This is a genomic window from Aliarcobacter vitoriensis, assembly GCF_003316695.1.
Taxonomy (GTDB): domain Bacteria; phylum Campylobacterota; class Campylobacteria; order Campylobacterales; family Arcobacteraceae; genus Aliarcobacter; species Aliarcobacter vitoriensis.
The window spans coordinates 15,047-34,902 of the sequence record NZ_PDKB01000010.1 but is presented as its reverse complement, the minus strand read 5'-3'; the positions used below and the strand labels follow the sequence as shown (position 1 = coordinate 34,902).

The window sequence follows — 19,856 nt, the reverse complement described above, 5'->3', positions numbered from 1 at the left end:
TCAATCAACTCTCATAGAAAAATCAAGCCAAGTTGCTTGATGAATAATACTTCCACTACTAATAGCATCAACACCTGTTTGTGCATATTCTCTAATAGTTTTTATATTTATATTTCCACTAGCTTCAAGCATAATATGTGGATAATTTTTATTTCTAAAATCAACAACTTCTTTTATTTGTTCTGGATTCATATTATCACACATTATAATATCTCCACCAGCACTCATTGCATCTTTTACCTGCTCAAAAGTCTCACATTCAATCTCTATTTTTGTAACCCAAGATATTCTTTTTCTAGCCTTTTTTACAAATTCTGCAAGATTATCAATAGTTCGAAGGTGAGTATCTTTTAGCATTAAACAATCATCAAGACCAAGTCTATGGTTTATAGCTCCACCAATTCTACTAGCATATTTTTCAAAATCTCTCAATTGTGGTCTTGTTTTTCTAGTATCTAAAAGTACAACATCTATTCCATCAAGCATTGTTACATATTTATTTGCCATTGTTGCAATACCTGAAGCATGTTGTAACATATTTAACATAGTTCTTTCACTAGAAAGTAGTTTGGAAGCCTTACCTTCCAATGTAGCTAAAATATCTCCAACTACTATTTTATCACCATCTTTTTTTAAAAATTCAATATCTATTTTCTCTGTTCTAGCTAAAATTTCAACATATTTAACTCCAGCTAAAATTCCATCACTCTTTGAGATTATCTTTGCTGTAAAATCACCTTTTGGAGCAATGTCAAAAAACAAATCCCCTCTTCCATTATCTTCATTAATTGCATTTTTTACGAACTTTCGTATATTTATCATACTTCAAACATCCTTTCTAGTGCTATTTTTGCCCATTTTGCTGTATCTTCATCTACAAAAATTTCACACTCTTTAGAAATGTTATCATCTTTAATAGATTTTAATGTATTGTAAACATGTTCTAAAGTTGTTTCATTCATTGTTGGACACTCTGGTTTTGTAGAGCTTAAAATATATGTATTTTTTTCTCTAAGTCTATTTACCATATTAAACTCTGTTCCAACAACAACTTTTTGATCAACTGGTAGATTCTTTATATATGTTATTAATTGCGAAGTTGAACCAACAAAATCTGCTTTATCACAAACTTTTGGGTCACACTCTGGATGAACAGCAACTAAAATATCTGGATATTTTTCTCTATAAAAATCTATATCATCAACATTAAACTGTTGATGAACACTACAAAATCCATTGTAACAAATAATATCTGCTTCATTTAAATTTGTTCCATCACCAACAACTGCTGATTTTAAATTTAGTGATTTTGCAAAATTTTGCCCCAAACAACGGTCAGGAACAAAAAATATTTTTTTACCACTTTTTAAACCTTTTTCTATTATTTTATAGGCATTTGAAGAAGTACAAACCATTCCACCCATCATTCCAACTCTTGCTTTTACCCTTGCACTTGAATTTATGTATGTAATAGGTAAAATATCTTCATTTTTAATTCCAGCTTCATTTATAATTTTTAGATTTTGTTCAAAATAGCCTTCATCAATCATTCTAGCCATTGCACAACAGGCAATACGTGGCATTAAAACTCTTTTTTGGGGACTCATTATCTTTACACTTTCACCCATAAATCCAACACCACAAAATACTACAAATTTTGTATTTGTATTCATAACTTTTTTTGCTAATTCCAAAGAATCACCAGTAATATCAGCCAATTCAAACACTTCATCTCTTTGATAAAAGTGTGCTACTAGTGTAACATCAAGCTCATTTTTTAGTTTTAAAATCTCTTCTTTTAAATTCAAAATAAAACCTTTTAATATTTTTATTAAGTGGGAATATAGCAAAATTTTAGTTATAATCTCATTTATTTTAGTCAAAAATCAAAGGTTATAAATGGAATTTTTTACAAATCAAAACATAATATTTTATCTTTTAGCTTATCTTATAGGCTCTATTCCTTTTGGATTAATTTTAGCAAAAACTTTTGCAGGAGTTGATATAAAATCACAAGGAAGTAAAAGTATAGGAGCTACAAATGTTCTAAGAGTTGTAAAAGAAAAAGACCCTAAACTAGCAAAAAAATTAGGTATCGCAACAGTTATACTTGATGCTTTAAAAGGAACTATTCTTTTAATCATTGGTTTATACTTAAACCTTAGCTATGAAACTTTATGGGCAATGGCAGTTTTAAGTGTTTTAGGACATTGTTACTCTATTTATTTAGGGCTTGAAGGTGGTAAAGGCGTTGCTACTGGACTTGGAGTTTATATAGTTCTTATTCCTTATGCTACTTTAATTGGTGCTATTGTTTGGATAGTTTGTGCAAAAGTTTTAAAAATATCTTCTTTATCTTCTCTTTTGGGACTTATTGCTGCTGTTATAAGTGCTACATTTATATATGATGGCTTAAATGTAGGTTCAAATGTACCTATGTATTTAATTGCATTTATTATTCTATACAAGCATATTCCAAATATTATTAGAATAGTAAAAGGTGAAGAGAAAAAAGTAATATGAAAATAGAGATTGAAAATCTTACTTTTAAATGTATTATTGGTATTTTAAATTTTGAAAGAGTAAAAAAACAAAAAGTTATATTAAATATATCTTTTGAATATGATTTTGTTGATAACTCTTTTATAGATTATAGTGAAGTTTCTATTTTAGTAAAAAAAACTATGAAAAAAGAAAAATTTGAACTTTTGGAAGATGCTATAAAAACTATTGAAAAACTTTTATATGATACTTATGATATAAAAAACCTAAAATTAAAAATATCTAAACCTAATATTTTAAAAGATTGTGTCGTAAGCCTATCATCTTGAAAAAGATTTAGTCAAATTATGGTAAAATCTTGCATTTTTAAAAAAAGGATTTTATCTTGAAAAAATCGATTATTTCTACATTTATACTCTTAGGAAGCTCTCTTTTAGCTGACACAACTATGTGTTTTAAAGAAAATCATCCATCTATTGCAACTATCGAAAGTACACCACTAAATGGTGGAGCATGTGCAGGAAAATACTCTATTAATGATATGAAAAAGAAAGGTTGGCTAGTTGATGATATAAAAATCAATGGTAATAGCTATATTTATATATTAAAAACTCCAGACAATGCAAAAGCTATAACTCCATCAGGAATTAGCCAAGAGCAAATGGAAGCAAATATTATGGCTAAACTAGAAGCAAAAAAAGAAGCAGAAGAGACAGCAAGAGTTGAAAAAGAATCAGAAGAATTAAGAGTTGAAGCACAAGATTTATATGTAGCTCAATGTCAAAATTGTCATGGAGAGAAAGGTGAATCAAGAAAAGGAAACTCAAGACTTAAAGATTTAACAATTGCTGATATGCAAGAAGCTTTAAGAGAGTATAAACTAGGAGTTGGAGAAAAAGCTAGTTCAGTGTATGCACCTGTTCATATCAACTTCTTAAATGACAAAAGTATAAAAGGTATAAAAGCTTATTTAGATAGTATTCAATAATTAAAAAAGGTCTTTGCCTTTTTTAATTTTCTCTTCAAAAACTAAAAATATATATAACTTAAAGGATAAAATCTAAATGGATGCCTATGAATATTCAGAACTTCTAAAACTACTAAATACAAAATTGAACAATATAAAAGGTATTCTAAAACCTGATGATTTAAATAAAAGATTACAAGAAATTATTGAGCTTGAAGCTGGTCAAGATTTTTGGAATGATGTTGAAAATGCAACTAAAATTGGTATTGAAAAAAATAGAATTTTAGGAAAATTAAATAAATTTAACAAAGCCTATGAATCACTTCAAGGAACAAACGAACTATACGAAATGGCAAATAGTGATAAAGATGAAGATACTTTAGAACTTCTTTATGAAGAAGCTCTTGATTTAGAAAATTTAATAAAATCAACTGAAATATCTGTAATGCTTTCAAATCCTGATGATTCTTTAAATGCTATTGTTACAATTCACCCAGGAGCTGGTGGAACAGAAAGCCAAGATTGGGCTTCGATTTTATATAGAATGTATTTAAGATGGGCTGAAAGAAATGATTTTAAAGTTGAACTTCTTGATTATCAAGCTGGAGATGAAGCAGGAATAAAAGATGTTTCTTTCATTATTCGTGGAGAAAATGCATATGGATATATGAAAACTGAAAATGGTATTCATAGACTTGTTCGTATATCTCCTTTTGATTCAAATGCAAAAAGACATACATCTTTTACATCTGTTATGGTAAGTCCTGAAATCGATGATAATATTGATATTGTAATTGAAGATAAAGATATAAGAATTGATACTTATAGAGCAAGTGGAGCTGGTGGACAACATGTAAATAAAACAGAAAGTGCTATAAGGATTACTCATATTGCTACAAATATTGTAGTTCAATGTCAAAATGATAGAAGCCAACATAAAAATAAAGCAAGTGCTCTAAAAATGCTAAAATCAAGGCTTTATGAATTAGAACTCGAAAAACAAAGAGCATCTAAAGATAGTGGTGATAAAAGTGAGATTGGTTGGGGACATCAAATCCGTTCTTATGTTTTACAACCATACCAACAAGTAAAAGATAGTAGAAGTAATATTGGATATTCAAATGTAGAAGCTATACTAGATGGTGATATTACAAAAATGATGGAAGATGTTTTAATAGCTACAACTTCAAATTAAAATCAGGGTCACGTAAATAGATAGATTTTATCTTTCCATTTGCACCTGTTCTCTCAGTTATTCCATTTTCTATTGTAATACATTCTTCTTGTAGGTATAAAATAATATCTTCTAATTTTTGCTCTATGATAAAACACAAATCAGCACTTCCCTCTTTTACATTTTGTGCTTTTGGTTCAAATTCATTACCCAATTTGTGAAGATTAATCTTTTGATTTGAATACTTAAGAGCTACTCTATTTTCACCAAAAATCTCTTTTTTCATTCCTAGTTTTTCATAAAATTCAACTGTATTATCTATATTTTTTACAGTTAATACAAGATGATCTAAATTTAAAATATTTATCATTTTAATCCCTATTACATATAGTTTTATAAGTACAATATTCGCAAATACTTTTATCATCAGTTTTACAAAAATCTATTGTTTCTTTACTTTGTTCTTTTAAATCATCAAAAATAGTTTTTAAAAGTTCTAGTTTTTGTTCTAATACAACTTCTTCTTTTAAAGAGTTTTCAAATAAATCAAAATAAAAAGCCTTAATATTTGAACTTTTATACAAATCTTTAATAGCTAGAAAATAAAACTCCAACTGAAAATCATAAGATTTAGGATAAGTATTTATAGTATCTACTTTCAAAGTTCTTGAAGTTTTATAATCTATGAGTTCAAAACCATCTTCAAATTTATCAACTCTATCTATAACTCCTGTTATTCTAAAATCATTAAAAGTTGTGCTAAATTTTTTCTCAATTTCTACAATATCTCTAGTTTTTAATCTATCTTTATCGAGCTTTAAAAACTCTTTTAACTTTTGTTTGTAAACTTCCAAATCGAGTATTAAAAAAGGATTATCACTTTTGTATTTTAAAAATAGTTCATCAACTTTGTTTATATCTCTTTGTGAATATTTGTAAAATTCTTCCAAAACTTTATGCACAATATCACCTAGTTCAAAAGCTTTAGGAAGTCTTGAAATAGTATGTTCATTTAATTTTAATATATATTTAAAGTACCATCTTCTTTTACACTCTAAAAAAGTCTTCAAGCCACTTGCAGACCATATTTGTTTTGTTAAATCTATATCCTTAGATATATTTTCTTCAATATATTCTAATTTCTTACTTTTATATAAGATATCTTTATAATCTTCATCATTTGTTGAAATTTTAATATTTGTAAAAAGTTCATAAGCAAATTTTGAAATTTCATCTTCATTTGAACTAACATATGAAATATAAAGATTTTTACTGTTATCTGTCAATCTTTTGTAGTAATATCTTTGTAAGTTCTCTCTATCATTTTTTGTAGGTAAATTTGCTAAATATTTTACTTTTGTGGATAAGAACTTATCTTTTATAGATATTTTTGGAATATATGAGTCATTAAAATCACAAATTATAACTGCATCAAATTTTATAGCTCTTGTTTCAAGTAGCCCCATAACTGTTATTTTACCAGAATGTGCATCATCTAGTTTTATCTCATCTAGTTTTTGTAAAAAAATTTTATAAGCATCTTTTAGACGTAAATTATTATGATTTGTAAAAAATATGATATTTAATCTATATATTAACTCATCAAATTTTTCTACTAATTCAATGTTTTCTTCATCTTTTTTTATAAATTCACAAATATTTTCAAAAGTTTCTTTTGATATATGAATATTCCAAATTGATTTTATATTTTCATCTACATATTTTTTATCTATGTCAAAATATTTTAAAGCTTCCATAGTTTCAATTTCAGGTGAATTTATATATAAAAATATACTATTTGCTCGTTGGTAAAGTTTTTTGTTTTTTATATCTCTTCCCATTGCAAAGTTAAAATACTCTTCATTGTCATTTAACTCTAAAATTTGTGCAAAATTCTCATTTGGTAATATTACAGCTATATTTTGTGGATTTATACCTTTATTTATCAAATTTACGATGGTAGATTTTATATATGCAACTTGATTAAATCTTGTAGAAAAACCTTTTATATCAAAATTTTCTAATTTTTTATTTGAAGATATTTCTTCTATAATTTCGAGTGAACTCAAATTTATAAGATATTCAAAATCTACTTTAAAATCATAGTTGAAGTCTTTAAAAAGTTCTATAGATTTTTTGTTGTATATATTTGAATAAAACTTTATAAAAACTTTTGTTTTTTGTGAAATCTTTTTAATTATTTCATACTCTTGTTTTGTAAAATATCCTTCATAAACTATTGTTATCTCATCAAATCTTTTTATAAAACTCTCATTTATAGTATAAAACTTATCTAAATTTACTTTGTCAACATATAAATTCTTTTCCAAAATCTCTAAATAATTTTTATATATTTGATTTAAAATATCTAAATGCTCACTATAAAATTCATAAGTATCAGCTCTTTGCAAATTAGAAATTTCTATTTTTTCACTACTTAACTCTAAAAAAAATCTATATATATACTCGCCTTGCTTTAAAAACTTAACAAAACTATTTGAAATACCAAGTTTTTTTATATCAATACTTTTTATAGCTTCATGTAAAAATATAACTCTTTGTTCATCTTGAGCGTATATATAAGAATTCAATGATATAGATTTTTTTAAAAATTCATCGATTGTTAGTGTTGTTGGAAGAAGAGTATTTTTTGATTTAAAATCAAAAATATACTCTTTTACTGCTCTACTTGTAGGAAATACAAAAAGAGTCTTTTTATCTAGCATTAGTCTTTATGAAAATATAGCCTATGCTATCATTAACTTTGAAACTTCCTGTAATATTCCAGTTTGTCTCTTGGCTTATTTCAAATTCTGATATAAAATCATTATTTACATTTTCAAATTTATCTTGTTTTAATACTACGTCATTGTCATTTGTCATTGTTTTTGTAATAACTAAATCAATATTAATATCTTGCTTCTCATTGCTATCTTTTGATGTAGCGACAACTTTTAAAGTATTATTACCAATCTTTAATGTATCTTTATGATTAGAGTATTTTTCAATAACTCTTTGTCCATATTTTATATCTTCCGTTGTAAGACCAAAATCTTTATCATTTAGTATAAAAGATAAATTATATTTTGATAGAAATTCTTCATTTGCTTCCATCAATTTATTATAATTTTCATCAACATCTTGGTATTTTAACAAAAAACTTCTATCTTCAATAACTGGAGCTTTAATCGCTTTAGATACTGTCCATATTATCATTGAAAAAACAAAACTAAATATACCTATAAAAAATAGTGGCCAATAATTTCTTTTCATATTACTTTCTCTTTCTTAATACTGCATAAGTATATGCTAAAAGTCCGCTGATAATTAAAAAATACATAAAAACTCTCCAAATTGTACTAGATATTTTTCCAGCACTTCCAATACTACTTTCGAGTTTTATATCTTGTTTTTCAGCTAATTTATCAGCAATAGCTGCATATCCGTTTAAAGTTGCAGCACTAACTTTTGCATAAAGTGTATTTTTATCTTTTGATGCAAGCAATGGTACTACATATCCATTTAAAATATCATTTTTATCTATAGAATCTTTTAAATTATCACTGAAATTCAAATTTACCATATTTTCTTCAACATAAATTGTAATTAGCACATAAGGGGTTTGTAAAGTTTTTAAAATTTCATTTTCATGTAATTTAACTATTTCTATTTTATCTTTTGTTGTAATATTAGCATCTAAACCTAAATTAGATTTTGCATAGATATATATATTAACACCTAATTTAGATTTAACTTCTTCACCTATTTGAGTGATTTTCACCTTTGCTCTATCATCAATTAAACTATCATCATTTAAAATATAATTTTGTGCAAAGCTATTTGTATATAAAAAAAGTAGAAGTGAAAAAATCACTCCTACTTTTATAAATTTAAAATCTTTCATTTAACCAACATATACTTTTGCTGCGTCGAAATATGCATAGTATGCAGTCATAATAGCGGCAACTAAAAGTAAAATACCAATAATTTTATCCATACTCTACTCCTTATTTTCAGAACCAACTAATTGGTACTGTTTATGGTTTTCAGGGCTATTAGCTTTTAATCCTTGTAAATCTTGATTAATGCTATATGCGTTTGTAGCTTCTCTTTGTTGAACTAAAACAGCATTTGTAACTAAAACAGCAAGAATAGTTAAAAGTAGTACAACAGCAACTAACATTCCACTAATACCATTTAATTTAAAAATACCTCTTTCGTTCTCATTCATTTGTGTATTATTTGACATTATTTATCTCCTAAACTTCTAATATATGAAGCTAAAGCTTTTTCTTGAGTTTCATTCAATCTCTCATTAAAGCTTGGCATTTGCCCTAAAAGACCTTTTTTACCTTCTTTTAATACTGCAAAAACAATTGCATCATCATAATATTTGATATTTGGACCAACAAAAGGCATACCTTCACCATTATCACCATGACAAGCTGAACAAGTTGCATAAGCTACTGGCTGCTCACCTTTAAACCCACCTGCAACATAAGTAGCAACTGCTTCAATATCAGCATCTTCTGTTAGCATCATTGGAGGCATTCCAGCTGGATAAGATTGAGTTAAATGATTTGAACCATTTTTAATTGTATAAATAATTTGATCTTTACTCATTCTTTTTGTTAAATCTTGAGCTTTTCCTGCAATTCCTTCTGCATCAACACCATGACAAGGTGCACATTGTACTAAGAATAGTGATTGCCCCATTGCATTTAAAGTTGATTCATTTGCATTTACCCATTTTTGCTCAAATTTAGCATTATACTCATTTGTTTCCTCATTCCATTGTCCAATTTGAGAGAACCCAGTAATTGGATAACCAATTGTAAAGTACCAGAACATCCATAGTATTGTTCCTATGAATGCTAATGCCCAACCTGTTGGAACAGGGTTTTTATATTCACCAATACCATCCCAATTTTCATCAGCAAGTTCACCACTTGCTGTATCATTTTTCATCTGATTAACATACTTTAGAACAACAAATGTACTAATCGTAATAATTGCTGCTGCACCTAAGAATGTTAATGCATTAATATAATCATCACTAATAAAAGCATCACCCGCAACAAAGTAAGTTCCTGCCATTAATGCGATGATAAGAATTATTCCACCTATAACCATAGATTTCATCTTATTTCTCCTTATTACCTATATCTTTTTCTCTTTTTATCTCTTCAAGAGGAGTCGAAACACTTGAATCATCATGTACAAGCTTTGAGTATTTTTCAAAATCTCTTTCTCCTTTTTTATCTCTTCTATAAATAGAAAAAGCATAAGAATAAAATAGAATGAATACAACTAAAACCAAAAAGAATTTAGCATAACCTTGTACTGTTAAAAGTGTTTCGTATTCCATAACAAACCTCTATTTTAAAGAATTTAAATATGCAATTAATGCAACTATTTCAGGAACTTCACCATTTTCAACAGCTTTTTTAACACTCTCATTTTTCATATCAGCTACAATAAGTTTAGCTTCTTCTAAAGCTGCTGCTTTTGCTTCTTCCCAAGTACCAAGTTGAGGCATACCTTCTTGATCATAAGGAGTGTTAAATACTTTTTTAACAGTTAATGCTTCTGCATAAGCTGTTTCTATATCAGCTTTATTTGAAAATTGGTGTTTGTATGCTGGCATAATACTTCCAGGTACAACTGCTTTTGGATCCCACATATGGTTTTCATGCCAGTCTGTAGTTCTATAATTTCCAACTCTTAATAAATCTGGTCCAGTTCTTTTTGATCCCCATAAGAATGGTCTATCATAAGCATACTCTCCAGATAAAGAATACATACCATATCTATCAGTTTCTGATTTAAATGGTCTAATTAATTGTGAGTGACAAGCATTACATGAATCTTTAATATAAACATGTCTTCCTGCTAACTCTAACACACTGTAAGGTTTTGTACCAACAGTAGGTCTTGATTGTTTTGCAAAATCTGGAATAACTTCTATAATCCCTGCAAATGCAACAAATATAAATACTAGCACCGCAAAGAAAAACGGTCTTTGTTCAAACCAATGAAACATTTTTTCTCCTTTTCTTAAGCAGCTACTGGAGTTGCATTTACTGGTTCTTTATCAAGAACTCTTCCACATCTAATTGTTTTGTAAATGTTATAAGTAAATATAAAGAATCCTATTAGGTATAATAACCCACCAACTGCTCTAATTGTATAGTATGGATGTAATACTGTAACTGTATCAATAAATGAATAAACTAATGATCCATACTCATCATAAGCTCTCCACATCATACCTTGAGTAATACCTGCAATCCACATAGATGTAAAGTATAAAACAATTCCAACTATTTGTAACCAGAATTGAGTTTCCATTAAAGATTTAGAATATAACTCTCTTTTAAACATTCTTGGAACTATATGGAATAGTGCTGCCATAATCATAAATACAACCCATCCTAAAACACCATCATGAACGTGTCCTGGAATCCAATCTGTAAAGTGTGCAATTGCATTAACAGATTTAATAGACTGAATTGGTCCTTCAATTGTAGATAACATATAGAATGTTGAAGCTAAAACCATAAACTTAATTAATGTATTTGTTTGTAATTGATTCCACTCACCTTTCATAGTTAAAAGCATATTAATTGCAGATCCCCATGATGGTAAAATAAGAACAACAGACATAACAGAACCCATAGTTTGCATCCAATCTGGAACAGTTGAATAAATCAAGTGGTGTCCACCAGCCCACAAATAAACAAACAATAATCCCCAGAATGCTAGGATAGATAATTTATATGAATAAACATTTTGACCAGATTCTTTTGGTAAGAAGTAGTAAATCATAGCAATAATTGGTGTAGTAAATAAGAACGCAACAGCATTGTGTCCATACCACCATTGAACTAAAGCATCATTAGTACCTGAATACATAGAAACAGAGTGAATCCATGAACCATAATCAGTGAATAAATATGTCGGAACTGCCATATTGTTAAATAAATATAACATAGCAACAGCAATAAATGTTGAAATAAAGTACCAAATAGAGATATATAAAGTTCTCTCTCTTCTAATTCCAATTATTCCAAAAATAGAAATACCCCATAAAACCCACCAAACAACAACTAAGATGTCTATTGGCCATTCTAACTCAGCATATTCTTTTGATGTTGTAATTCCCATAAATAAAGTTACAACAGCAACAAGAATAGTTATAAAATATAACCAAAAGTGTAATTTAGCAATTACCATTAAAAAAGGTGACTCTTTTAATGAAACTTTCAATACCCTTTGAGATATATAATACCATGTTGCAAAAATACCACTTAGTGTAAATCCAAATGCAACTCCATTTGTATGCAATGGTCTTAATCTACTAAATGTACCATATTCCCCTGCTAAATAATTTAGCTCTGGAAAAGCTAATTGAAAAGCAAGTACAACACCAATAGTCATACCAATGATACCAAACAATATTGTTGTAAATGTAAAACACTTAGCAACTGAGTAATCATACTCAATCTGTGCACCGTTTTGCATCAATTTCCTCCTACAAATTTATATACAAGTCACAAAATGTCACTTATTAGCTAAAATAATATCTAAGAGAAACTTAAAATAAACAAAAAAATTAACAATTAATTAACGATTATTTGCACTTTAGAGCATATTTTTTACAAAAAAATTAGGATAAAAATTATCCTACTTATAATTTTTTAAAGCTATTTGAGTATCTCTTTTCATACTCTTAATTTTTAAATCTTCTCTTTTATCATGTAACTTTTTACCTTGAGCCGTAGCGACTTCAACTTTTATCATATTTTTATCATTAAAATAGAGTTTTGTGCATATTAAAGTCATACCATCTTTAGTAACTTTTGAATACATTTTATCTATTTGTTTTGAATGCAAAAGAAGTTTTCTTGATCTTCTTTCATCTGGTCGATAAGTAGTATGAGCTGTACTAAGATGTGATATATGTGCATTTAGTAAAAACACTTCACCTTTTATTATTCGTACAAAAGAGTCTTTTAAATTAACTCTTCCCTCTCTTATTGCTTTTACTTCACTACCTTCAAGCATAATTCCAGCTTCTAAACTATCTAAAATAGTAAAATCATGAAATGCTTTTTTATTTCTAAAAACTAAATTTCTTTTTGTATCTTTTTTATTTGCCATTATTTATCCTAAAAAATGAACTTCCACTTCCACTAAAAAACCAACCTTTTTGTGCAAATTTTTCTAAATTTGAATATAAACTAAGAGCTGGTTCGTATAAATCATTTGCACTTTTTATATCAAAATTGCTTAAAATCTCTTTTGATGATAAAGAAAATAATTTTTTGCTATCTTCTTGACTGATTTCTTTATAAAATTTTTCTCTAAATATTTTAAAAATTTCTCCTGTATTACACTCAATCCTTGGAGTAAAAACTTCAATATCTAAAATATCTTCATCAAATTTCTCAACAATTTCACCTATTCCACTAACATTTGCACTATCATACTCATAAACAAAAAAAGGAACATCTGCTCCTATTTTTTCACCTATTTTTGATAACTCATCTTTACTCAAAGCTAAATTACAATAATTATTTACCATATTTAAAAAAACTGCTGCGTTTGAACTTCCACCACCAAGTCCTGCAAATTCTGGAATCTTTTTATCTATTCTTACAATGTAATTTTTAAAAAATTCTTCAACACAACTAAACTTTTTAAGTTCTAAATATACTTTATAAACTGTATTTTTTTCTAAGTTACAAGAAAAATTCCCAATCAAAGTAAAATTATCAACTTTTTCTTTTTCAAAACTTATAGTATCATACAAACTATGCACCTTTACAAATCTTGAAGCTAGTTCGTGATAATTTCCTCTCAAACCAGCAATTTTTAAAAAGATATTTACTTTAGCATAAGATTTTTCAGTCAATTCTTTCCTTTATTTTTGGTATTTTGTTTAAAAGATATTTTACCTCTTTATTCTCTATTTCTACTATAGAAAAAAAATCTTGACAAATTATGAGATATTTACCATCTTCTTTATTCTCCAAATACTCAACTGTTATTCTTTTCCCATCTTCAAGCCATTTTTGTGTACCAAAATATATATTTTGTGGTAAATTTATAAAATCAAGTGGATTTAACTCTTTTTCATTTTGATAAAAAAATTTTCCTTCTTTTATTCTTTCCAAATATGATAATGTACCTTTTACTCCTAACTTTTCAAGTAAAATTTGTGCTAATGAACGTATATATGTTCCTTCGCTAACTGTTGCTTCAAAAGTTATAAAAGGGTGATTGTATCGTAAGAGTTTTATATCAAAAATGCTCATTGTTGATTTTCCAAGTTCAAAATCCAAACCATCTCGTGCTAATTCATAAGCTTTTGAACCATTTACTCTTTTTGCTGAAAATTTTGGAGGAATATATTCAATTTCCCCTTTTAAACTATTAATTTGCTCAATTAGAAGTTTCTCATTAAGCTTTTTTTCAAAGCCTATTTTTTCAACTCTTTCAATATCAAAAGATTCAGATTGAGCACCCAACCAAATAACAGCTTTATATATTTTTGGAGCTTTTTCTATATATTTGAAAAGTTTTGCATACTGTCCAAATGCTACTATCAAACAACCTTTTGCAAAAGGATCAAGTGTACCACTAAATCCAGCTTTTTTATTTTTATACTTTCTTTTTATCTTATTTAAATAAAAATTTGAACTAATAAAAATAGGTTTATTGACAACTAAAAGTTTATTTACTTCACTCTTTTCATAAAACCTCTTTTGCAATATCAAGCCTCAAACTTTTACCACAAATGAAGATAATATATCTCTTTTTTGACCACCGAAATTTATTGTAAGTTTACAATCTTTACCTGCGTTTACAACTTTTTCAACTCTTCCTGAACCAAAAATTTTATGATTTACCATATCACCTTTTTTAAATCCAGATTGTTTTTCTATAACTAAACTACCTTTTACTAAACCACTTTCAACCAAGAATCTACTTTTGTTTAATTGTGCTCTTTTACCTTTGTAAAATCTTGAATGAACAAAAGAGAGTGTAAGATTATCCATAGCTCTTGTAAGTGCAACATAACCCAATCTTCTCTCTTCTTCTAAATCAGTTCCATCACCAATTATTGGGAAAAAACCTTCTTCAAGCCCTATGATAAAAAGATGTTTAAATTCTAAACCTTTACTAGCGTGAATACTCATCATTGATACAGCTTCACCACTATATTCATCATTTTGACTTTCTAATACTATTTCATTTAAAAAATCTTTTAAATCTAAATGTGGATTTTGTATAAAAAAATCTCTAATATATCCATAAAATTCATCTATATTTGCTTGTCTTTCAAATCCATCTGGAAGATTATCATAAGATGCTCGATAATCAAATGTTTCTTCAAAACTATCTAATAATCGCATTTTAGAAGTATTCATAATCTCTCTTAAATCTAAAATAGATGCGTCAAAAACCTTCAATGTTCTTGCATTCTTTTTACCAACAATAGAACTTAACTCTTCAGCATTTAATTCCTGAATTAAATCAAATATTGATTTATTTTGTTCAGTTGATTTTTCTTCAAGTTTTTCTATTGTTGTTGTTCCAATTCCCCTTTTTGGCTTATTTATAACTCTTTTTATAGAAAAATTATCACTTAAATTTATTAAAATCCTAAAATATGCTATTAAATCTTTTATTTCTGCTCTTTCATAGAATTTCATTCCACCAACAAGCTTATAATTAAGTCCAGATTTATTAAATCCCTCTTCTAATGAACGACTTAAAGCATTAACCCTAAATAAAATTGCTATATCTTTTGCACTTTCTCCACTTAATATTAAAGATTTTATATCTTCAACTATTTTTCTTGTTTCATCATTTTCATCATTAGACTCATAGACTTTTATAGAACTACCTTTTTGCCTTGTTCCTACAAGTTTCTTTCCTAACCTATCACGATTATGCTCTATTAAAGCATTTGCATGGTGCAATATAGTATCTGTTGAGCGATAATTGTCTTCTAGTTTTACAATCACAGCATTTTGAAAATAATCAGAAAAATTCAAAATATTTTTTATAGTTGCTCCTCGCCATCCATAAATAGATTGGTCATCGTCACCAACAACACAAAGATTATTATGATTTGTACAAAGTAGTTTTAAAAGTCTATACTGTAATTCATTCGTATCTTGATACTCATCTACCATTATATACTGGTATTTTGAACTAGTATCTTTTGCTATTTTTTCATTGTTTTTCAAAATTTTATATGGTAAAAGCAATAAATCATCAAAATCTACAAGATTATTTTTTGATAAATGCTCTTCATATAAAGCGTAAATATCTGCAATTTCAGTGTAAAGCTTTCCTTGTGCTTGAGATTTTACCTCAAGTGGAGATAAAATAGAATTCTTATATCTTGATATTTCAGAAGTCAATAAAGCTGTTGGGATATCTTTATTTATACTTTTTAAAACTCTTTTTTTATCATCACTATCTATTATAATAAAGTTATTTTTTCTATCCAATTCACTAATATAAAACTTTAAAAAAAGTAATCCAAACTTGTGAAAAGTACAAAGAAGAGGTGGAGTATTTATCATAGAATTATCAAGTAAAGAAAAAGCTCTTTCTCTCATCTCTGTAGCAGCTTTATTTGTAAAAGTAAGAGTTAAAATAGATTTTGGATCAATGCCAATAGATATTAAATATGCCAATCTAGTCGTTATAGTTTTTGTTTTACCACTTCCAGCTCCAGCTAAAATAAGTAATGGACCATCGATATGTTCTGCTGCAATTTTTTGCGATTTGTTTAATGATTGTAATAAATTATCAGACATCTTTTCTCCCAATATTTAAAGATTATAACATAAATATTATAAATAGCTTATTTCTCTTAATTATTCTATATATAAATAAATGTTATGATTTAGATAATTTATTTTTGGAGAACTTAATGCTTACTGATTTCGCTAAATTAGAAACTTTTTTAACTGTTGTAAGAGAGAAATCTTTTTCAAAAGCATCTGCAAAGTTAGGTATTTCACAACCAGCTGTAACACAACAAATGAAATATATAGAAGATTATTTAGATGTTCAAATAGTTGATAGAAAGAAAAATGGTATAAGGCTTACTAAAGAAGGACAAATTTTACATGCAATAGCTCTTAAAATAGAGAAGTGCATAAGTAATGCTGAAAAAGATTTACTAAAAATTATGAACAAAAATGTAACATTTATATTTGGAGCTTCTTTTATAATTGGAAATTATATTTTACCGCGTTTTTTAAATAATTTAAAAGAAAATATTCACAATGATGTATCTATAAATGTATCAGTTTCTCACGAAGCAATAGAAGATTTACTTGGTAAAAAAATTGATATTGCTTTAGTAGAAAATTATATTCCTAATGATGAAATAATATATAGAGAATGGATGGAAGATGAAATAGTAATATTTTCAAATCAAAAACTTCCAGCTAAAGCAAAGCCCGAAGATTTACTATCTTATAAATGGATTTGTAGAAATCCAGAATCAAACACAGGAGAAATTTTTAAAGAGAGTTTAGAAAAAGCAAATTATCCTGATTGTGATACTTTTGAAGTTACAAGCGAAGTTACAAGTGCTACAACTATTGTTCAAACAGTTTTACACTCTGATAAAAATGCAACTCCAGCTGTTTCTATTGTATCAAGAAATGCAATAGAATCACTTCTAAAATCTGGTGCTTTGTTTGAATCAAGAATTGGAAATCAAAAAATGCTCAGAAAATTGTATATCGCTTATAGAAAAGATAGAAAACATGATGCATTTATCGAAAATGTTGTAGATTATTTATTAAAAATTAAATAGCAAATTTGCTATTTAATTTCTTTAACCTAAATAAAGATTAATAATTCAAACCAACTCTTTCCAAAGCAAGTCTAATATTTTTTATTTGTTGATGTTTATCTTTACACCATAAAGGTGATAAGAGTGTATCATCATCTATTCCAGCAGTTATTCTTTGAACAGACACATTTTGTGGTAAATTTACAATAGATTTCACAACAGTATCTATGTAAACTTCTTCACTAATAGGAGTAAATCGTCCTTTTCTAAACTCATTTGTCAAAAGAGTATTTTTAACTACATAAAGTGGGTGGAATTTGATACTATCAACTTTTAATTCGATAGTTTGTTTAAAAGTTTCCAACATCATTTCTTGATTTTCATCTGGTAAACCATATATTAAATGCCCACAAACATTCAATCCTTTATCTTTTGTCCTTTGTATCCAATACTTCATATTTTCTACACTATCTGCACGATTTACTCTGTCAAGTGTTATTTGAAAAAAGCTTTGTATTCCATACTCAACCCAAATCTCTTTTTGTTTAGATAAATCAACTAAATAGTCTAAAATTTCATCTGTTACACAATCTGTTCTTGTACCTATGCTAAGCCCAATTACATTATCAAAACTGAGTGCTTTTTCATACAAAACTTTGAGAGTTGTTAAATGTGCATAAGTATTTGTAAAAGATTGAAAATAAACTATAAATTTTTGTGCTTTAAATTTATTTTGGAGTCTTTTTTTAGTAGATAAAAATTGCATTTCAAGTTGTTTTAGTTGATTTTCTAAAAATGGATTTTCTTTTATATTTGGATTTAATTTAAACTTTGGTTTTCGCTCTTGTAAATTTGGACTAAAAGAGTCATTTTCACAAAAAGAGCAACCACCTTTTGCCTTTGTTCCATCAATATTTGGGCAAGTAAACCCAGATATTGAAATAGGAACTTTATAAACTTTTTCACCAAATTTATTTTTAAAATATCTTCCGATCGTTAAAACTTCTTGTAAATCCTTATTCATTATGCTTTTACGAAGTAATCTCCATCAAAACTTTCAAGGGCATAATGTCTATCTTCACCTATTGCTCCAACTAAATCATCTATTGAAAGATACTCTAAACTATCTGCTTCAATATATTTACAAACTTCATCTTTTGTCATTTGTGTAGAGATTAACTCCTCTTTTGTAGGAGTATCTATTCCATAAAAACAAGGAAATTTTATCTCTGGACTTGCAACTCTAAAATGTACCTCTTTTGCTCCAGCTTCTTTTAACATTCTTACTATTCTTTTTGATGTCGTTCCTCTTACAATTGAATCATCAATAACAAGTAATGTTTTACCTTGAATAATTGATCCCATTGGGCTTAATTTCATTTTTACTTTTAAGTTTCTCATCTCTTGAGTAGGTTCTATAAATGTTCTTCCAATATAGTGATTTCTTATAATTCCATATTTAAAAGGAACTCCACTTTGTGCTGAATATCCTAAAGCTGCAGGAACTCCACTATCTGGAACAGGTACAACCATATCAAATTTGATTTTACTATTTACATCATTTTTTGCTAAAGCTTTACCCATATTTTCTCTAGTTGTATATACATTTTTACCATCAATCACAGAATCAGGTCTTGCAAAATATACATATTCAAATGCACATGGTCTGAATTCTGGTTCAAAAAGTTGTATTGATTCAGGTTCATCTGATTCACCAAGAATCAACATTTCTCCAGGTCTTACATCTCTTATAAACTCTGCTCCAACTAAATCAAAAGCACAAGTTTCACTAGCAACTATATATCCACCACTCTTTAGTTTTCCTAAAGACAGAGGTCTAATTCCATATCTATCTCTTATTACAAACTGTTTACTTCTACTTTGAACAATAAAACAATATGCTCCAATAGTTCTATTTAAAGCTTCAACAATTCTATCTTTTAAATGATCTTTTGTATTTTTTGCAATTAAATGTATTAAGTTTTCTGTATCCATTCCAGTTTGAAAAATAGCACCTTTATCAATCAAATCTTGTCTTACTTCATCTTTATTTATTAAATTTCCATTATGAACGATTGATATTTCACCTAATTTATATTTTGCATAAATAGGTTGGGCATCTAAAACAGAATCTCTTCCAGCAGTTGCATATCTATTATGACCTATTGCCATATCACCTTTTAAGTATGATAATGCTTCCTCATTGAAAACTTCAGAAACTAAACCTCTATCTTTTTTTGTATATATTTTCCCATCACATGATGATGAAATACCTGTTGCTTCTTGACCTCTGTGTTGCATAGCAAAAAGAGCTATTGAAGCTAATCTTGCTGCATTATCATTTCCATAAATTCCTACTATTGCACACATTGTTGATTTCC

The 19,856-nt window shown here is 27.5% G+C and carries 22 protein-coding genes; 5 read left to right on the top strand and 17 right to left on the bottom strand.

Annotated elements, in window-relative coordinates; all coding sequences use genetic code 11:
- Both nadC and nadA read right to left on the bottom strand, forming a co-directional pair.
- Positions 1-822 (bottom strand): carboxylating nicotinate-nucleotide diphosphorylase, encoded by an 822-nt coding sequence (gene nadC, locus CRU91_RS06825; protein ID WP_113894475.1) that lies wholly within the window; start codon positions 820-822, stop codon positions 1-3.
- Complete coding sequence (nadA, locus tag CRU91_RS06820) at positions 819-1,808, bottom strand: quinolinate synthase NadA (protein ID WP_113894474.1); 990 nt, start codon at positions 1,806-1,808, stop codon at positions 819-821. The genes nadC and nadA overlap by 4 nt, the downstream gene beginning before the upstream one ends.
- Positions 1,809-1,899: 91 nt before the next feature.
- Between nadA and plsY the strand changes: the two genes are divergently transcribed.
- The 4 genes from plsY (at position 1,900) to prfB (ending at position 4,664) form a co-directional block, all read left to right on the top strand.
- Complete coding sequence (gene plsY / locus CRU91_RS06815) at positions 1,900-2,523, top strand: glycerol-3-phosphate 1-O-acyltransferase PlsY (RefSeq protein ID WP_113894473.1); 624 nt, start codon at positions 1,900-1,902, stop codon at positions 2,521-2,523.
- A complete protein-coding gene (locus tag CRU91_RS06810) occupies positions 2,520-2,831 on the top strand; it encodes a dihydroneopterin aldolase (RefSeq protein WP_113894472.1) in 312 nt (103 codons plus the stop codon). Before plsY ends, CRU91_RS06810 begins: the two co-directional genes overlap by 4 nt.
- Positions 2,832-2,887: 56 nt before the next feature.
- Positions 2,888-3,490: a c-type cytochrome gene (locus CRU91_RS06805; RefSeq protein ID WP_113894471.1), complete on the top strand. Its 603-nt coding sequence runs from the start codon at positions 2,888-2,890 to the stop codon at positions 3,488-3,490.
- 76 nt (positions 3,491-3,566) lie between these two features.
- A complete protein-coding gene (gene prfB, locus CRU91_RS06800) occupies positions 3,567-4,664 on the top strand; it encodes a peptide chain release factor 2 (RefSeq protein ID WP_113894470.1) in 1,098 nt (365 codons plus the stop codon).
- On the opposite strand, the gene CRU91_RS06795 is transcribed toward prfB, so the two are convergent.
- The 13 genes from CRU91_RS06795 to CRU91_RS06735 form a co-directional block, all read right to left on the bottom strand.
- Positions 4,648-5,013, bottom strand: coding sequence for a VOC family protein (locus CRU91_RS06795; RefSeq protein WP_113894469.1), 366 nt, complete (start codon positions 5,011-5,013; stop codon positions 4,648-4,650). The two genes, prfB and CRU91_RS06795, sit on opposite strands and share 17 nt — an antisense overlap.
- Position 5,014: 1 nt before the next feature.
- Positions 5,015-7,369, bottom strand: coding sequence for a PD-(D/E)XK nuclease family protein (locus CRU91_RS06790; RefSeq protein WP_113894468.1), 2,355 nt, complete (start codon positions 7,367-7,369; stop codon positions 5,015-5,017).
- Positions 7,359-7,916: a hypothetical protein gene (locus CRU91_RS06785; protein WP_113894467.1), complete on the bottom strand. Its 558-nt coding sequence runs from the start codon at positions 7,914-7,916 to the stop codon at positions 7,359-7,361. The genes CRU91_RS06790 and CRU91_RS06785 overlap by 11 nt, the downstream gene beginning before the upstream one ends.
- Position 7,917: 1 nt before the next feature.
- Complete coding sequence (locus CRU91_RS06780) at positions 7,918-8,547, bottom strand: hypothetical protein (RefSeq protein ID WP_113894466.1); 630 nt, start codon at positions 8,545-8,547, stop codon at positions 7,918-7,920.
- Between the two features lie 96 nt (positions 8,548-8,643).
- Positions 8,644-8,892, bottom strand: coding sequence for a DUF4006 family protein (locus CRU91_RS06775; RefSeq protein ID WP_113894465.1), 249 nt, complete (start codon positions 8,890-8,892; stop codon positions 8,644-8,646).
- A complete protein-coding gene (locus tag CRU91_RS06770) occupies positions 8,892-9,785 on the bottom strand; it encodes a c-type cytochrome (RefSeq protein WP_113894464.1) in 894 nt (297 codons plus the stop codon). The genes CRU91_RS06775 and CRU91_RS06770 overlap by 1 nt, the downstream gene beginning before the upstream one ends.
- Before the next feature lies 1 nt (position 9,786).
- Positions 9,787-10,011: a CcoQ/FixQ family Cbb3-type cytochrome c oxidase assembly chaperone gene (locus CRU91_RS06765; protein WP_113894463.1), complete on the bottom strand. Its 225-nt coding sequence runs from the start codon at positions 10,009-10,011 to the stop codon at positions 9,787-9,789.
- Positions 10,012-10,020: 9 nt separating this feature from the next.
- On the bottom strand, positions 10,021-10,686 hold the full coding sequence (ccoO, locus tag CRU91_RS06760; protein ID WP_113894462.1) for a cytochrome-c oxidase, cbb3-type subunit II: 666 nt from the start codon (positions 10,684-10,686) through the stop codon (positions 10,021-10,023).
- A gap of 14 nt (positions 10,687-10,700) precedes the next feature.
- The gene (gene ccoN / locus CRU91_RS06755) at positions 10,701-12,167 is read right to left on the bottom strand and encodes a cytochrome-c oxidase, cbb3-type subunit I (protein ID WP_113894461.1); all 1,467 of its coding nucleotides are present in this window, start codon (positions 12,165-12,167) and stop codon (positions 10,701-10,703) included.
- A gap of 162 nt (positions 12,168-12,329) precedes the next feature.
- On the bottom strand, positions 12,330-12,806 hold the full coding sequence (gene smpB / locus CRU91_RS06750) for an SsrA-binding protein SmpB (protein ID WP_113894460.1): 477 nt from the start codon (positions 12,804-12,806) through the stop codon (positions 12,330-12,332).
- The gene (locus CRU91_RS06745) at positions 12,796-13,560 is read right to left on the bottom strand and encodes a 4-(cytidine 5'-diphospho)-2-C-methyl-D-erythritol kinase (protein WP_113894459.1); all 765 of its coding nucleotides are present in this window, start codon (positions 13,558-13,560) and stop codon (positions 12,796-12,798) included. The genes smpB and CRU91_RS06745 overlap by 11 nt, the downstream gene beginning before the upstream one ends.
- Positions 13,553-14,419 (bottom strand): tRNA pseudouridine(55) synthase TruB, encoded by an 867-nt coding sequence (truB, locus tag CRU91_RS06740; RefSeq protein WP_113894458.1) that lies wholly within the window; start codon positions 14,417-14,419, stop codon positions 13,553-13,555. Before truB ends, CRU91_RS06745 begins: the two co-directional genes overlap by 8 nt.
- 9 nt (positions 14,420-14,428) lie before the next feature.
- A complete protein-coding gene (locus CRU91_RS06735) occupies positions 14,429-16,483 on the bottom strand; it encodes an ATP-dependent helicase (protein WP_113894457.1) in 2,055 nt (684 codons plus the stop codon).
- A gap of 116 nt (positions 16,484-16,599) precedes the next feature.
- On the opposite strand from CRU91_RS06735, the gene CRU91_RS06730 reads away from it, so the two are divergent.
- A complete protein-coding gene (locus CRU91_RS06730) occupies positions 16,600-17,496 on the top strand; it encodes a LysR family transcriptional regulator (RefSeq protein ID WP_113894456.1) in 897 nt (298 codons plus the stop codon).
- Between the two features lie 37 nt (positions 17,497-17,533).
- Here CRU91_RS06730 and CRU91_RS06725 read toward each other — a convergent pair whose 3' ends face one another.
- Positions 17,534-18,499: a TIGR01212 family radical SAM protein gene (locus CRU91_RS06725; RefSeq protein WP_113894455.1), complete on the bottom strand. Its 966-nt coding sequence runs from the start codon at positions 18,497-18,499 to the stop codon at positions 17,534-17,536.
- Complete coding sequence (gene purF, locus CRU91_RS06720; RefSeq protein ID WP_113894454.1) at positions 18,499-19,845, bottom strand: amidophosphoribosyltransferase; 1,347 nt, start codon at positions 19,843-19,845, stop codon at positions 18,499-18,501. Before purF ends, CRU91_RS06725 begins: the two co-directional genes overlap by 1 nt.
- Positions 19,846-19,856: the final 11 nt, after the last annotated feature.

Bases quoted from the DNA above. Each gene is read 5' to 3' on its own strand.
- ccoN (WP_113894461.1), bottom strand. From the start codon at position 12,167: ATGCAAAACGGTGCACAGATTGAGTATGATTACTCAGTTGCTAAGTGT.
- plsY (WP_113894473.1), top strand. From the start codon at position 1,900: ATGGAATTTTTTACAAATCAAAACATAATATTTTATCTTTTAGCTTAT.
- CRU91_RS06725 (WP_113894455.1), bottom strand. From the start codon at position 18,499: ATGAATAAGGATTTACAAGAAGTTTTAACGATCGGAAGATATTTTAAA.
- CRU91_RS06780 (WP_113894466.1), bottom strand. From the start codon at position 8,547: ATGAAAGATTTTAAATTTATAAAAGTAGGAGTGATTTTTTCACTTCTA.
- CRU91_RS06730 (WP_113894456.1), top strand. From the start codon at position 16,600: ATGCTTACTGATTTCGCTAAATTAGAAACTTTTTTAACTGTTGTAAGA.
- nadC (WP_113894475.1), bottom strand. From the start codon at position 822: ATGATAAATATACGAAAGTTCGTAAAAAATGCAATTAATGAAGATAAT.
- CRU91_RS06770 (WP_113894464.1), bottom strand. From the start codon at position 9,785: ATGAAATCTATGGTTATAGGTGGAATAATTCTTATCATCGCATTAATG.
- prfB (WP_113894470.1), top strand. From the start codon at position 3,567: ATGGATGCCTATGAATATTCAGAACTTCTAAAACTACTAAATACAAAA.
- CRU91_RS06790 (WP_113894468.1), bottom strand. From the start codon at position 7,369: ATGCTAGATAAAAAGACTCTTTTTGTATTTCCTACAAGTAGAGCAGTA.
- smpB (WP_113894460.1), bottom strand. From the start codon at position 12,806: ATGGCAAATAAAAAAGATACAAAAAGAAATTTAGTTTTTAGAAATAAA.
- purF (WP_113894454.1), bottom strand. From the start codon at position 19,845: ATGTGTGCAATAGTAGGAATTTATGGAAATGATAATGCAGCAAGATTA.
- CRU91_RS06735 (WP_113894457.1), bottom strand. From the start codon at position 16,483: ATGTCTGATAATTTATTACAATCATTAAACAAATCGCAAAAAATTGCA.
- ccoO (WP_113894462.1), bottom strand. From the start codon at position 10,686: ATGTTTCATTGGTTTGAACAAAGACCGTTTTTCTTTGCGGTGCTAGTA.
- CRU91_RS06795 (WP_113894469.1), bottom strand. From the start codon at position 5,013: ATGATAAATATTTTAAATTTAGATCATCTTGTATTAACTGTAAAAAAT.
- CRU91_RS06810 (WP_113894472.1), top strand. From the start codon at position 2,520: ATGAAAATAGAGATTGAAAATCTTACTTTTAAATGTATTATTGGTATT.
- CRU91_RS06775 (WP_113894465.1), bottom strand. From the start codon at position 8,892: ATGTCAAATAATACACAAATGAATGAGAACGAAAGAGGTATTTTTAAA.
- CRU91_RS06785 (WP_113894467.1), bottom strand. From the start codon at position 7,916: ATGAAAAGAAATTATTGGCCACTATTTTTTATAGGTATATTTAGTTTT.
- CRU91_RS06765 (WP_113894463.1), bottom strand. From the start codon at position 10,011: ATGGAATACGAAACACTTTTAACAGTACAAGGTTATGCTAAATTCTTT.